16 protein-coding genes and 1 pseudogene are annotated in these 13429 nt (G+C 65.4%); 6 read left to right on the forward strand and 11 right to left on the reverse strand.

Features of this window, described 5'->3' with window-relative positions; translation table 11 throughout:
* Nucleotides 1-39: 39 nt before the first annotated feature.
* The 3 genes from cpaB to ACKTEK_RS15490 all read right to left on the reverse strand — a co-directional run bounded on the left by cpaB (nt 40) and on the right by ACKTEK_RS15490 (nt 1778).
* Nucleotides 40-840, reverse strand: a complete 801-nt coding sequence (gene cpaB / locus ACKTEK_RS15480; protein WP_409166219.1) for a Flp pilus assembly protein CpaB — start codon at nt 838-840, stop codon at nt 40-42.
* A gap of 124 nt (nt 841-964) precedes the next feature.
* Nucleotides 965-1465 (reverse strand): prepilin peptidase, encoded by a 501-nt coding sequence (locus ACKTEK_RS15485; protein WP_409166220.1) that lies wholly within the window; start codon nt 1463-1465, stop codon nt 965-967.
* Between the two features lie 151 nt (nt 1466-1616).
* Nucleotides 1617-1778 (reverse strand): Flp family type IVb pilin, encoded by a 162-nt coding sequence (locus ACKTEK_RS15490; RefSeq protein ID WP_409166221.1) that lies wholly within the window; start codon nt 1776-1778, stop codon nt 1617-1619.
* Between the two features lie 359 nt (nt 1779-2137).
* On the opposite strand from ACKTEK_RS15490, the gene ACKTEK_RS15495 reads away from it, so the two are divergent.
* From ACKTEK_RS15495 to ACKTEK_RS15515, 5 genes are all read left to right on the forward strand, one after another.
* Nucleotides 2138-2614, forward strand: a complete 477-nt coding sequence (locus tag ACKTEK_RS15495) for a pilus assembly protein N-terminal domain-containing protein (protein WP_409166222.1) — start codon at nt 2138-2140, stop codon at nt 2612-2614.
* A 196-nt stretch (nt 2615-2810) separates the two neighbouring features.
* Nucleotides 2811-3398, forward strand: a complete 588-nt coding sequence (locus tag ACKTEK_RS15500) for a TadE/TadG family type IV pilus assembly protein (protein ID WP_409166223.1) — start codon at nt 2811-2813, stop codon at nt 3396-3398.
* A gap of 12 nt (nt 3399-3410) precedes the next feature.
* Complete coding sequence (locus tag ACKTEK_RS15505; RefSeq protein ID WP_409166224.1) at nt 3411-4007, forward strand: TadE/TadG family type IV pilus assembly protein; 597 nt, start codon at nt 3411-3413, stop codon at nt 4005-4007.
* Nucleotides 4008-4080: 73 nt separating this feature from the next.
* Nucleotides 4081-5094: a FecCD family ABC transporter permease gene (locus tag ACKTEK_RS15510; RefSeq protein ID WP_409166225.1), complete on the forward strand. Its 1014-nt coding sequence runs from the start codon at nt 4081-4083 to the stop codon at nt 5092-5094.
* Between the two features lie 11 nt (nt 5095-5105).
* On the forward strand, nt 5106-5861 hold the full coding sequence (locus tag ACKTEK_RS15515) for an ABC transporter ATP-binding protein (RefSeq protein ID WP_409166226.1): 756 nt from the start codon (nt 5106-5108) through the stop codon (nt 5859-5861).
* Here the strand turns inward: ACKTEK_RS15515 and ACKTEK_RS15520 are convergent.
* Nucleotides 5858-6277 carry a rhodanese-like domain-containing protein gene (locus tag ACKTEK_RS15520; protein WP_409166227.1) on the reverse strand — a complete coding sequence of 140 codons (420 nt, stop codon included), beginning with the start codon at nt 6275-6277 and terminating at the stop codon, nt 5858-5860. The genes ACKTEK_RS15515 and ACKTEK_RS15520 overlap by 4 nt on opposite strands.
* A 185-nt stretch (nt 6278-6462) precedes the next feature.
* Between ACKTEK_RS15520 and trxA the strand changes: the two are divergent.
* A pseudogene (gene trxA / locus ACKTEK_RS15525) lies at nt 6463-6786 on the forward strand (thioredoxin); the annotation flags it as partial.
* Between the two features lie 67 nt (nt 6787-6853).
* On the opposite strand, the gene ACKTEK_RS15530 reads toward trxA, so the two are convergent.
* The 7 genes from ACKTEK_RS15530 to ACKTEK_RS15560 all read right to left on the reverse strand — a co-directional run bounded on the left by ACKTEK_RS15530 (nt 6854) and on the right by ACKTEK_RS15560 (nt 13419).
* Nucleotides 6854-8161 carry a bifunctional folylpolyglutamate synthase/dihydrofolate synthase gene (locus tag ACKTEK_RS15530; protein ID WP_409166228.1) on the reverse strand — a complete coding sequence of 436 codons (1308 nt, stop codon included), beginning with the start codon at nt 8159-8161 and terminating at the stop codon, nt 6854-6856.
* Between the two features lie 7 nt (nt 8162-8168).
* Entirely contained in the window at nt 8169-9113 is a 945-nt protein-coding gene (accD, locus tag ACKTEK_RS15535; protein ID WP_409166229.1) for an acetyl-CoA carboxylase, carboxyltransferase subunit beta, read from the reverse strand.
* A 14-nt stretch (nt 9114-9127) separates the two neighbouring features.
* Nucleotides 9128-9961: a tryptophan synthase subunit alpha gene (gene trpA, locus ACKTEK_RS15540; RefSeq protein WP_409166230.1), complete on the reverse strand. Its 834-nt coding sequence runs from the start codon at nt 9959-9961 to the stop codon at nt 9128-9130.
* A gap of 143 nt (nt 9962-10104) precedes the next feature.
* Complete coding sequence (gene trpB, locus ACKTEK_RS15545) at nt 10105-11283, reverse strand: tryptophan synthase subunit beta (protein ID WP_409166311.1); 1179 nt, start codon at nt 11281-11283, stop codon at nt 10105-10107.
* A gap of 59 nt (nt 11284-11342) precedes the next feature.
* Nucleotides 11343-12005: a phosphoribosylanthranilate isomerase gene (locus ACKTEK_RS15550; RefSeq protein WP_409166231.1), complete on the reverse strand. Its 663-nt coding sequence runs from the start codon at nt 12003-12005 to the stop codon at nt 11343-11345.
* 96 nt (nt 12006-12101) lie between these two features.
* Nucleotides 12102-13058, reverse strand: a complete 957-nt coding sequence (locus tag ACKTEK_RS15555; RefSeq protein WP_409166232.1) for an ornithine cyclodeaminase — start codon at nt 13056-13058, stop codon at nt 12102-12104.
* Nucleotides 13059-13077: 19 nt separating this feature from the next.
* Entirely contained in the window at nt 13078-13419 is a 342-nt protein-coding gene (locus ACKTEK_RS15560; RefSeq protein WP_409166233.1) for a LapA family protein, read from the reverse strand.
* Between the last annotated feature and the right edge of the window lie 10 nt (nt 13420-13429).

Raw genomic sequence — 13429 nt, forward strand, 5'->3', positions numbered from 1 at the left:
GTTTTCGCGTTCGACATAGCTTCACCAAACACCTTGGTTTTACTGCGCGCCGGTCACCTGGGTGGCGACGCCGAAACGAACCATCTTGACCGTGTTGCCGCGGCGGTTGGGGTTAAGCCCCTTGGCCGACGAGCTCGGGTCCTTGCCATCAAGTATCGAGCGCAGCGTGAGCGACAGCTCGCCCATGCGCTGGGCGAGAGCCAGCGTCTCGGCCTGCTCGGGATCGAGTTCGAGAGTTGCCACGGAGCCGACGACGACGGATTCGCCGTTCTTGTCCTCGACCGACTGGTCGATAGCGAGTACGCGGGCATTGTTGAGAACCGTCTCGGAGACGACGATCTCGCGGCCCTCCTCGTAGGGGTCCTGCTCGCGGCGCGTCATGATCACGTCGACGCGGTCATTGGGCAGGATGAAGCCGCCCGCGCCCGTTTCGGGCGACACGGCGGTGGAAATGGCGCGCATGCCGGCAGGCAGCACGGCGGAGAGATAACCGCCGCCGCCGACGCTCACGACCTTGGAATTTCGGACAGGTTCGCCGTGGAACAGTTCGGAGCGCACGACCGAGCCCTGCATGGACTCGATGGCTTCCGGGTTGGCATCCTGACGGATCAGGTTGGGAGCGCCCGATTCAGGCCACTCGATCCATTCCAGATCATCGGGATTGATGATCGTGCCGGGACGCAGGTCGCGGGAGGCGACGAGCACCTGGGTGACGTCGATACGCTTCTCGACCTCGACCACTTCGGCTTCGGGGGCCTGGCCGATATTTCGAACGATCAGGAAGGCGACGGCGCCGGCGAAGAGCGCAATCGCGAGGATAACCAACCGTGCAGAACGCATAACTATGCTCCGGGTCACATGACACTGGGTCTACTGGAGCGCAGCCTACGCCTGCGAGAGTCAACTTATGGTTAACAGGGTCTAATCAATCAGGAATTTGCCGTTTGGCTTCGGTTGCAACCGATCACAATCCGAGCGCCGTTCCCCACTGGGTCTGGGAAAACATGAGAATGCCCGCCATGGCCATGGCAACGCCATACGGGATGCCGGTGCGCGGGGCGTGCAAACGCAGCACCCACTCCTGCCGGGCCAGGAACATCGGCAGCGGGTAGGTGCGCGCAAACAACAGGCCGACCGTGAGAATTCCGCCGAGGAACGCGCTGAGCAGGCTGTATTCGAGCAGATGCTCCCAGCCGAGCCACAGTGCGGACGCCGCGAAGAACTTGGCATCGCCGCCGCCGATCCAGCCGGCGATGAACATGGAAAAAGTCACGGCGAGCATGGCACCGCCTGCAACCGCGTGCGAACCGATCACCTCCCACGGCAGACTCACGGCGAGCGCGGCAGGAAAGAACGCGGCCGCGAAGGCGATCACGAAGCGGTTCGGCAGCTTCATGGTCAGCAGGTCGAGGAAGGCCGCCATCATCATGGCGAAGGGAAAGACGTAGACGATCAGCAGCTTCACGGTTCAGGCCCCGGCTTCGGTCATTGTTAAATGAGAGCCTAGCGCGCGAGCCTAAAGATTCGGTTCTCTGCCCCAGGGCCGATGCCGCAATAGAAAAAAGGCCGCTGCGCGGCGCGCAGCGGCCCTCTAATTCTTCGCTCTTGGAAAAAACCTAGAGCGCGTTCTTCACCGACGTGAACGTGGCGGTCAGGCTGGTGCCGACCTGGCCGACGACGGTGATGATGACGACGGAAATGCCGGCGGCAATCAGGCCATACTCGATGGCGGTCGCACCGGATTCGTCCTTGGCAAAGTTCTTGATGACGGCTTTCATTGTACTCTACTCCTAGTTCCAACCATTGTTTTGCGGAACGGTATTTGTCTCCGTCCCTGCACGAACTGGAAGCTACAGGGGGCGCCTTTCGGACGGCTTAACCGGAACGGCTAAAAAAGTCTTTTCAGCGCCGCGCGTTCAACGGGGTTAACAAGCCGTCTCGGGCTTTGCGCGAATGTTCGCCGCCGGCCATGAGGCGAACCGGACGCAACGTCAATTGCCGCAGGAATCTATAATGTATCGCGTGCCGTACGCGCACGCATACACGCGTGAGGACGGATGGGGCGGTATCTTCGCGATTGATTAACCATTCAAGGGCTTAACTGCACTCCAAAGGTGACCCACCCACGGAGAGCTTGATGCGCCCGCGCAACCCGATCCCACACACTGGAATGCTTGCCAGGGCCGCCGTCGTTGCCTGTGCAGCCCTGCTGCTCGCCACGCAGGCACGTGCGGAGCGGCTCGTCGTCGGTGTCGACCGGGCGATGCTCGTTCGGGTCGATGTTCCGGTGGACACCATCGTCATCGGCAACCCGGTCATCGCGGATGCCTCGGTCTACGACCAGACGACCCTCATCATTACCGGCAAGGCCTTCGGCGAGACCAACCTCATCGTGCTCGACTCGCTCGGCAAGATCGTTCACGAGGCTGACGTCGCGGTTTCGACGCCGCGCAACACGGTGACCATGCACAAGGGCGCGGCGCGCCTCACCTATACCTGCGCTCCGGCCTGTGAACGTACGTTGCGCGCCGGCGACGCGGTGGACGAGTTCACCAACCTGCAGGGCCAGGTTTCCACCACGCTCGACATGGGCAAGGGCCAGGCGAGCCAGTAGGCCAATTGTCGTTTTAAGCCTCGGGCCAAGGACCGGTTAACCGGTCATTAGCTTCTTTCCACAATTCGCCGCCGAAGCCCGAACAGTTCTGAAACTGTTTGCTGCTAGCAATGGCACTGTACTGATTGCCGCGCGCCGGAGGCACCCACGCGAGCGCTGCGGCGTGACCTGCAACACGCGTGCTGGTGGCAAGTAGATGCGTAGCAACGAGCAACACGAAGCCGACACGGTCTTCCCCGAAACGAGCGCGATATCCGCCGGCCGGCGCAGCTTTGGCCGCGACGACAGCGGCACGACGGCTGTCGAATTCGGCCTGATCGCTGCCCCCTTCTTTGCGCTGATGTTCGCCATCATCCAGATCGGCCTGATCTTCTTTTCCGGCCAGGTTCTCGACAACGCGACCACCGAGGCCGCCCGCCTGATCCGCACGGGCCAGGCGCAGGCATCGGGCTATACCGCGGCCGACTTCAAGTCCGCGATCTGCCTGTCGTCCGGCACGCTGTTCGATTGCCAGTCGAACCTGAAGGTGGATGTGCGGACCTATGCCGACTTCAACGCCACCGACATGAGCAAGCCCATCGACAAGGGCGAACTGGACGACAAGAACTTCACCTTCCAGATGGGTGGCCGCGAGGACATCGTCGTCGTGCGCGCCTTCTACGAATGGCCCGTCTGGGTGCCCCTGATGGCCGTACCACACGGGAACGGCGTGAAGCTGGGCGACCTTGCCAACGGCAATTTCATGCTCACCAGCGCCATCACCTTTCGCAACGAACCCTTCTGAGGATCGCACAAGATGCTGAACCGCTCAAAATCCGATACGCCCTGCAAGGCCGTCCGCGCCCTGCAGCGGCTGCCGTTGATCGGGCGTTTCGTTTCCGACGAACGCGGCATCGCTGCGGTGGAATTCGCCCTCGTCGCACCTGTCATGGTCGCGGCCTATCTTGGCTCCGTCGACCTGACCCAGGGCGTCATGGTGGACCGGAAGGTCTCGGTTATGACCAGCGCCATCGGCGACCTTGTTGCCCAATCCGAAGAGATCACCACGCCGGAGATCAACAACATCTTCAATATCGCCAACGCGCTGATGGCGCCCTACGACAAGTCGACCATCAAGCTGCGGGTTTCGAGCCTGGAAATCACCAAGAAGAAGCAGGGCCAGAAGCGCGAGGCCAAGGTGATCTGGAGCGACGGCAAGAACCAGAGCGCCTACGCCAAGGACACCGAGATCCTCGTGCCCGAAAGCATCGCGGCCAATGCGACCAGCGTGATCTTCACGGAAGGCTCGTACACCTTCACGCCGCTTTTCGGGCAGATCATCACCGAAAAGCTGGTTTTGAAGGACAGCTACTACCACGTGCCGCGCATCTCGGATTCTGTTGCCCGGAAATAATTCTGTCCACGACTGACCGATTCCCGACCCCGATGGCTTCACACCGGCGCACCTGCCCGCTTAAGTGCGCGCGATGGCGACACGCGTTTTCCCAGGACCAACCGGACTGACGATTGCGCTGGCCGCAGTCGCACTGGCCGCATTTGCCGTGTCGCTCGTCACCGGGCCTGCGGACCTGACATTCGCGCAAATGCTCGGCGGCCTGTTCGGCACGGCTGACACCTCCTCGACCCTCATTATGCAGGAACTGCGCTTGCCGCGCGCGCTGCTCACCGCGCTGTGCGGGGCGGGCCTCGGGATGGCAGGTGCGGCCCTGCAGGGCCTGCTGCGCAACCCGCTCGCCTCGCCGGACCTGCTCGGCACCGGCAATGCGGCCGCCTTCGGAGCGGTCGCGATCCTTGCGCTCGGCATCGCGGGCACCGGCTCGCTCATCCTGCCGCTGGCCGCCGTCTCCGCCTCGCTGGTTTCGATCGGCGCGCTCCTGTGGCTGTCCGGCCGTGATGCGCGCCCGCTGACCGTCATCCTCGCGGGGCTTGCGCTGTCGACCTTTGCCGGTGCGCTGGTGGCACTGACGCTCAACCTCGCGCCGAACGATTTTCTGGCGCTGGAAATCGCCTTCTGGCTGCTTGGCTCCTTTTCCGACCGCTCCATGGTGCATGTCGCCATCGCCGCGCCGTTCATCGCGGGCGGCATGGCGCTGATGCTGTCGCAGCGCCGGCTCATCGCGGCTCTCACCCTTGGCGAGGAAACCGCCCGCTCGCTTGGCACCGACACGCCCCTGCGGCGCACGGCCTTGCTCGTGGGCGTTGCGGCAACGGTTGGCGCGCAAGTCGCGGTCTCGGGTGTGGTCGGCTTCATCGGCCTCGTCGTGCCGCATCTGGTGCGGCCGCTGACCGGCGGACGGCCCGACAAGGTGCTGGTCCCCTCGGCGCTCGCGGGTGCCGCCGTGCTCAGCATCGCGGACATCGCGGTGCGCGCGCTGCCGACCATCGGCGAACTCAAGATCGGCGTGCTCACCGCGCTGGTGGGTGCGCCATTCTTCTTCCTGCTGGTGGCGCGCGAACGCGCCTCGCGCGACATCGGGTGAGGGTCGAGATCATGTCCACGACCAGCGTCCCGACCATCTCCGCGCGAGACATGTCCGCAGGCGCGATCCTGCGCGACGTGGACCTGAGCCTCACCTCCGGTTTCGTCGGTGTGGTCGGCTCCAACGGCGCGGGCAAGACAACACTGCTGCGCGCACTTGCCGGTGTCATCGCGCACCAAGGGACAATTGAATTGTTCGGCGACCCGGTCGAAAGCCTTGCTCCGGCCGAGCGGGCGCGGCGCATCGCCTACCTGCCGCAGATTGCGTCCGTCTCATGGCCTGTCAGTGCGCGCGACCTCGTGGCGCTGGGGCGGCTGCCGCACGGGGACGGCGAGCGCCCGATCGGCCAGGACGCGGTGACGCAGGCGCTGGGCGCGACCGGAACGCAGCACCTGGAAGGCCGCCGGGTCGATACCCTGTCGGGCGGAGAACGCGCCCGCGTGATGCTGGCGCGCGCGCTTGCGGTGGAAGCGCCGGTCCTGATCGCGGACGAACCGATTGCCGCGCTCGACCCGCGCTACCAGATCGAGATCATGCTGCGGCTGCGGGCCATCGCCGATGCCGGCACGCTGGTGATTGCCGCCTCGCATGATCTCGCGCTCGCCGCGCGCCATTGCGACACGGTGCTGCTGTTGCAGGCAGGCCGGATCACCGCAGACGGTCCACCGTCCGCCGTGCTGACGCGCGAGCGGGTGGAGGAGGCGTTCGGGCTTCAGTTCAAGGGAAGCGACGATTACGGCCCCGTCTGGGAGCCGACGACGCCCTAGTCCGGCTTGCGCAGCGGCATCTTGCGGGCCAGCCAGCCCGGCCCCATCGGCGAGCCACTCATGCCTTCGGACACATCGTGCACACGGGAATAGCCATAGTTTTCGAGCGCGCGGGCAACGATGGCACTGCGCCCGCCCGTTGCGCAGATGAGTGCGAACGGCGCGTCCCGGTCGCCGCCAAGCGCTGCATCGAGCTTTTGCAGGAAGCCGCGATCCATCATCGAGATCGTGATCGCCGGTTCGGCGACCCCGGTGCTGCGCCATTCCTCGGGCGTGCGGATATCGACGAGCAGGAGCTTCCCGGCCTCTGCGCGGTTATAGGCTTCCACGGCATCGAGGCGGCGCGGCTCAGCCAGCGCAGGGCCGGCACCCGCTGCGCCCAAGCAGATCAGCAGCGCCACGAGTGGCGCGAGCAAGCGCGGAAAAACTCTCATGATGTGCAAAATAGCGCTCAGCCTGCGCCGTGAGTAGCGGCCACGTTGACGCGGCGCAGTCCGAAGCGCATGGCGCCTGCGCGTCGCCTTGACGCTCGCAGACCGGCTACCTACCTTCGCTTCAAATTCGACAAGCCGATTCCTGATCGAACCGGCGCAAGCAGGAGACAGAGATGGCTACCCAACAGGTCACCGACGCCGAATTCGAATCCGAGGTTCTCAAGGCGGATCAGCCCGTCGTCGTCGATTTCTGGGCGGAATGGTGCGGCCCGTGCAAGCAGATCGCCCCGATGCTGGAAGAGATTTCGGAAGAAATGTCCGGCGTGAAAATCGTCAAGATGGACGTCGATTCCAACATGCAGACGCCCGCCAAATACGGCATCCGCAACATCCCGACGCTGCTGATGTTCAAGAACGGCGAAGTCGCCTCGACGCAGATCGGCGTCTCGTCGAAAAGCAAGCTGGCCGACTGGGTTCAGTCCGGCCTCTGATCGTTTCCGGTCAGACCAGGAATTTCGAAGGCGGCGCCCAAAGCGCCGCCTTTTTTCATGTCGGCTTCTAGGCGAGAACCGCGTCCTGCATGGCCAGCACGTGGCCCGCGAAGTAGAGCGATCCGCCGATGAGGATGCGCGGCGGCTCGTCGGTGTCGATGGCTGCCAGCGCCGACATCAGGTCAGGCATCGGTCGCGCCGGCACGCCGGCGATGCGTGCCTGCTCGGCGAGGGCTTCGGCCGTGAAGCTCGCCGGTTCGCCGGGAATTTCGACGGTGAGAACTTCACGCGCCAGCCCCGCGAACGGCGCGAAGAAGCCCGTCGCCGTCTTGGTCGTCAGCATGCCGCAGACCAGCACCAGCGGGCGGGCGGAGGCTTCCTCCATCTCGGCCAGGCGCACGGCGAGCACTTCACCGGCGGACGGGTTGTGACCGCCATCGAGCCAGATTTCAGAACCAGGCGGGGCGGCCTCGACGACAGGTCCCTGGGAGATGGCCTGCATGCGGGCCGGCCACTGCACGGACTGCAATCCCGCCTCGATATCGTCGGTATGCAACGCAAACCCGGCAGCGCGCAGGGTGGCGATGGCAGCGCCCGCGTTCTCGATCTGGTGCCGGCCCGGCAGGCGCGGCGCCGTGAGGTCGATCAGGCCGGATGAATCCTCGAAGATCATGCGGCCATTTTCCAGCCGCGCATTCCAGTCGCGACCGGAGACGAAGAGCGGCGCGCCGCGTTCGACGCCGATCTCCAGGATCACGTCGAGCGCCTCGTCGGGCTGGCGCGACACCACGCAGGGCGCACCCGGCTTGATGATCCCGGCCTTCTCGCGGGCGATCCCCGGCAGGCTGTCGCCGAGATAGCCGGCATGGTCGTGGGAGACGGGGGTGATGACGCTCGCCAGCGGCGTGTCGATGACGTTGGTCGCATCGAGCCGCCCGCCAAGACCCACCTCCAGCAGCAGCACGTCGGCGGGATGGGTCGCGAACAGGTGCAGCGCGGCAGCGGTGGTGATCTCGAAAATGGTGATCGGCACGCCCTCGTTGAGCGTCTCGGCGTGTTCGAGGGCTTCCGCAAGCACCGGCTCGGCCACCAGCTTGCCGCCATCGGGAGACGCAAGGCGTATGCGCTCGTGAAAGCGGACGAGGTGGGGCGAGGTATAGACGTGCACGCCCTTGCCGGCAGCCTCCAGCATGGCGCGCATGAAGGCGACCGTGGAGCCCTTGCCGTTGGTCCCGGCAACGTGGATCACCGGGGGCAGGTTCAGGTGCGGATGACCGAGCCTGTCGAGGATACGCCACATGCGGTCCAGCGACAGATCGATGATCTTCGGGTGCAGACCGGCGAGCCGGTCGAGAATCGCATCGGACTGCGCCATGGCTGGATCAGTCTGCGGGCGTTTCGTGGGGTGCTGCGGGCGGCTCGGCTTGCTGGGCGGGCGGCGGCAGTGCCTCGGAGACGGGCAGCGTCTGCGTAGCCGGCTTGTGCTTCAGCATGGCGCACATGCTCTTCAGCTTCTCGCGCATCTCCAGCCGCGACACGACCATGTCGACCATGCCGTGTTCCTGCAGGTATTCCGCGCGCTGGAAGCCTTCCGGCAATTGCTCGCGGATCGTCTGCTCAATGACGCGCGGGCCGGCGAAGCAGATGAGCGCGCCGGGCTCTGCGATATGGATGTCGCCGAGCATGGCGTAGGAGGCGGTCACGCCGCCGGTCGTCGGGTTGGTGTGCACGACGATGTAGGGATTGCCCGTCTCGCGGAAGGCCTGCACGGCAACAGTCGTGCGCGGCATCTGCATCAGCGACAGGATGCCTTCCTGCATGCGCGCGCCGCCGGAGGCTGCGAACATGATGAAGGGCGTGTCGCGCTTGGCTGCGGTGTTGAGGCCGGTGACGACGGCTTCACCCGCCGCCATGCCGAGTGATCCGCCCATGAAGTCGAAGCTCTGGATCGCGGCGGTGATGTCGAGTTCGTCCAGCTTGCCTGTCGCGACCGTTACCGCGTCGATGGTTTCGTTCTTGGCGCGGGCGTCCTTCAGGCGATCGGTGTAGCGGCGCTCGTCGCGGAATTTGAGCGGGTCGAGCGGAACATCGCTGACTTCGATGGTCGTGTAGTTGGTGCCGCCAAACAACCATTCCAGCCGCGCTTCCAGCGGCATGCGCATGTGGTAGCCGGAGACGGGCACCACGTAGTGGTTCGCCTCCAGGTCACGATGGAAGACCATCTCCCCGCTCTCGGGGCACTTGATCCAGAGGTTTTCCGGCGTGTCGCGCTTTGCACCCAGCATCTGCCGGATCTTGGGTCGCAACGTACTCGTCAGCCAGTTCACGCGATACGCCTCCTTCAGGCGGGACTTGCAGTGGCGATTCCGGCGGCAAGCTCGGACACCAGCGTGTGGACGCCGGCAACGGTGGCGCTGCCGGCCTTGCCGTCATCGTCGAGGGACGTGCGCACGGCTTCAACCAGCGCCGAGCCGACGACCACACCGTCGGCAGCGCGCGCAATGGCCGCTGCCTGTTCCGGTGTGCGAACGCCGAAGCCGACGCAAACGGGAAGCGGCGTCGCCGTCTTCACGTGGGACACCATCTTGGCAACATTTTGCGGGTCGGGCGCCTGCGTGCCCGTGATGCCCGCGACGGACACGTAATAAACGAAGCCGGAGGTGTTCTCCATCACGCGCGGCAGGCGCTTCTCGTCGGTGGTGGGCGTCGCCAGCCGGATGAAGCTGATGCCGTGCTCCATGGCGGGCAGGCACAGCTCGTCGTCGGCTTCCGGCGGCACGTCGACCACGATCAGCCCGTCGACACCGGCCTTGGCGGCATCGGTGAGGAATGCCTCGTTGCCGTAGCTGTAGATCGGATTGTAGTAGCCCATCAGCACGATGGGGGTCTCGTTGTCGCCCTCGCGGAAGTCACGGACCATCTGAAGCGTTTTGCGCAGGGTCTGCCCGCCCTTCAGCGCGCGCTGCCCGGCAAGCTGGATCGCGACGCCATCTGCCATCGGGTCGGAAAAGGGCATGCCGAGCTCGATCACGTCGGCACCTGCGGCAGGCAGGCCCTTCAGGATCTCGAGCGACGTGTCGTAGTCCGGGTCGCCGGCGGTGATGAAGGTCACCAGCGCGGAGCGGCCCTCCTGCTTCAATGCCGCGAAGCGTGCATCGATCCGTGTGTTGATCATTCAGACGATCCTGCCAGAAAGGTCTTTTCCGCCGTTGCGCGCGCAACCGAGAGGCGCTGAGCGCGACAGCGTTGCATGAGGTAGCCGGGTTTCCTCACCATGTCCATGAATGCGGCGGAACAGCGCCCTCAACGGCTCGCTGTTCACATGTCCACGCCGAGATGACCGGCAACGGTGAAGACGTCCTTGTCGCCGCGCCCGCACATGTTCATGACGATGATCTCGTCCTGGTCCATCTCCTGCGCCATGCGCACGACGTGGGCGAGCGCGTGGGCGGGTTCCAGCGCCGGGATGATGCCCTCGGTCCGGGTGCAGAGCTGGAAGGCGTCCAGCGCTTGCCTGTCGGTGATGGGCACGTAGTTTACCCGGCCCGAGTCCTTCAGCCAGGAATGTTCCGGCCCGATGCCGGGATAGTCGAGACCGGCGGAAATCGAATGGCCTTCGAGGATCTGCCCGTCATCGTCCTGCAGCAGGTACGTGCGGTTGCCGTGCAGCACGCCGGGGCGACCAGCAGTGAGCGAGGCGCAATGTTCGTCGGTGTCGACGCCGTGGCCGCCGGCTTCCACGCCCCATATCTTGACGTCCTTGTCGTCGAGGAAGGGGTGGAACAGGCCGATGGCGTTCGATCCGCCGCCGACACAGGCGACGATCGCATCCGGCAGGCGGCCTTCCGCGGCCATGACCTGCTCGCGCGCTTCCGCGCCGATCACCGACTGGAAGTCGCGGACCATCTCCGGGTATGGGTGCGGGCCGGCCGCGGTGCCGATGAGGTAATAGGTGTCCTCGACATTGGAGACCCAGTCGCGCAGGGCCTCGTTCATGGCGTCCTTGAGCGTGCCGGCGCCGGCGGTGACCGGGATCACCTCCGCGCCCAGCAGCTTCATGCGGAAGACGTTGGGCTTCTGGCGCTCGACGTCGGTCGCGCCCATGTAAACCACGCACGGCAAGCCGAAACGCGCACACACGGTCGCGGTTGCGACGCCGTGCTGGCCCGCGCCGGTTTCGGCGATGATGCGGGTCTTGCCCATGCGCATGGCCAGCAGAATCTGGCCGAGGCAGTTGTTGATCTTGTGGCTGCCCGTGTGGTTCAGCTCGTCGCGCTTGAAATAGATCTTCGCGCCGCGCCCGGTGCCGCCCTGCTTGCGGCAATGCTCGGTCAACCGTTCGGCGTAATAAAGCGGGCTCGGACGGCCGGTATAGTGCTTGCCGAGGTCCGCGAGTTCGCGGGCATAGTCCGGGTCCGCCTTGGCGGCTTCCCACGCTTCTTCCAGCTCAAGGATCAGCGGCATCAGCGTTTCGGCGACGAACCGCCCGCCGAACATGCCGAAATGGCCGCGCTCGTCAGGTCCGGTTCGAAACGAATTGGGTTCAGGTGAAACGCTCACGCGGGCACTCCTTCTGCGTTGCGGACGGCGGCGAGGAATTCGCGCACACGGGCGGGGTCTTTCACGCCGGGCGCACTTTCCACGCCGGATGATACATCGACGGCGCGCGCGCCGCTCTGCGAAATTGCCGCAGGCACGTTGGAGGAATCCAGACCGCCGGACAGCATCAAGGGAATATCGAGGTCGAGGCCGGCCATCAGCTTCCAGTCAAAGGATACACCGTTGCCGCCGGGCAGGCCCAGCCCCTCGCCGGGTTTCGGGCGCGCGTCGAACAGCACCATGTCGGCATAGCCGTCGAAGGCGCGCGCCGCGAGGATGTCCTCCTCGCCACCGATCTTCACCGCCTTCATGACGGGGATGTCGTAGGTTTCGCGCACGGCGCGCACGCGCTGCGGCGTTTCGCTGCCATGGAACTGGAGAATGTCGGGGCGCAACCCCTCGACGATCCGGTTCAGGAGATCGTCGTCGGCATCCACGGTGAGCGCGACGATCTTCGCCTTGCCGCGCGCGGGCGCTGCCAGCACGGCGGCCTCTTCCACGGAGATCGCGCGCGGGCTCGGCGGATAGAAGACGAAGCCGACATAGGCCGCGCCGCCGTCGACGGCTTCGCGCACCGAGTCCGCATCCTTCAGGCCACAGATTTTCACGTCGATTGTCATGGTTTTCCTGCCAACTTGGGGTTTTCCTGCCAATCCGGTGTGAAGGCGCAACTGGTCGCACAGGAAGCGCCGCCTCGTCCACCCACTTAAGGCTGCTCAGAGCTGTGTGAAGATGTGAACTGCGCCCGCGAGGTCTTCTGCCGCACTTCCATTGGCAAAAAACAATGTGGTCTGGTCATGGAAGCGCCGGCCGGACTTTTCACCGCGCGCCAGTTCGCACAGATCGGCGGCAATGTCGCCCTTAGTGACGGTTCCCGCCTCGATCGCCAGCCCCAGTTCCTGCCCGTGGCCATCGGCCGGGTCGCGCCGGTCCACGAAAAGCCGCGCCTCGTGAAACACCGTCGCTTTGACACGCCGCGTTTCGCTCAGGGTTCCGGGCAAGTCCAGGTGCGTGCCCGGCGACAGCCAGTCGGCGCGGATCGGCTCGTGGCCGGCGCTTGCCGAACAGGTGATGACATGCGCGCCGCGCACCGCGCCTTCAAGATCGCGCGTGGCGCTGACGTGAATGCCCGGCTGGCGCAGCGCGTGCGCCAGCTTGTCGGCGGCATCGGGTGCATCACCCCACACGAGGATTTCGCTGATCGGGCGAACCGCGGCATGGGCGCGGGCGAGATAGGCTGCCTGCGCGTCCGACCCCAGCACCAGCAGGCGGGAGGCATCGCCGCGCGACAGGTACTGGCTGGCCAGCGCGGACACCGCAGCGGTGCGCCACTGGAACAGCACGCGCCCGTCGATCATGGCCAGCGGTGCACCGGTCTGGCCGGATAGGAGCACGAAGAGGCCGATTTCGACCGGCATCCCGGCCTCGGCATTTGCAGGTGTGCGCGTCTGCATCATGACGCCCTGGTAGCCGTGCTGGGAGTGGCCGCGCGCGGAAAAGTCCGTCCAGGCGGGTGCAATGGCAATGGCGGAATGGGGTTGGTCGGGACGGGAAACGTCGAAGTTGCAGGTCGCGGGAACGGCGATGGCCGAACGGAAGCCCTGCCGCATGGCCTCGATCATGCCGCGATGGGCAATTGCCGCCTCGATCTCGGCGGCGCCGATGATCCGCATGGCAGGGCGTCCCGGCGGCCTAGCCCTGTGGGCGGGGTGCCGGCAGCGCGTCGTGACGGTCGGCGTCGCGGCGCAGGCTCTCGGCCTCGCGGCGGGCGCGGGCGGCCTCGGTGCGCTTGTCGCGCGCTTCCTTGCGCCAGCGGCCCTGGCCGAACCACGTCGCCATGCCGCCTGCGATGACGCCGACGCACAGGCTCGCGAAGATCACCGCGTAGAGCGGCAGCTCGTAGCCGATGGCCGGATTTGCGGGCGAGAACGGGTCCAGCGCCACCTTGACCATGTGGCGGTTGGCGACGGTGAAGGCAACCAGCAGGATCGCCAGCGGCAGCAGGATCAGGAGAGAGAACAGTTTGCGCAGCATGCTGTTTCCG

Source organism: Tepidamorphus sp. 3E244 (assembly GCF_046159835.1).
Lineage (GTDB): Bacteria > Pseudomonadota > Alphaproteobacteria > Rhizobiales > Tepidamorphaceae > JACKJK01.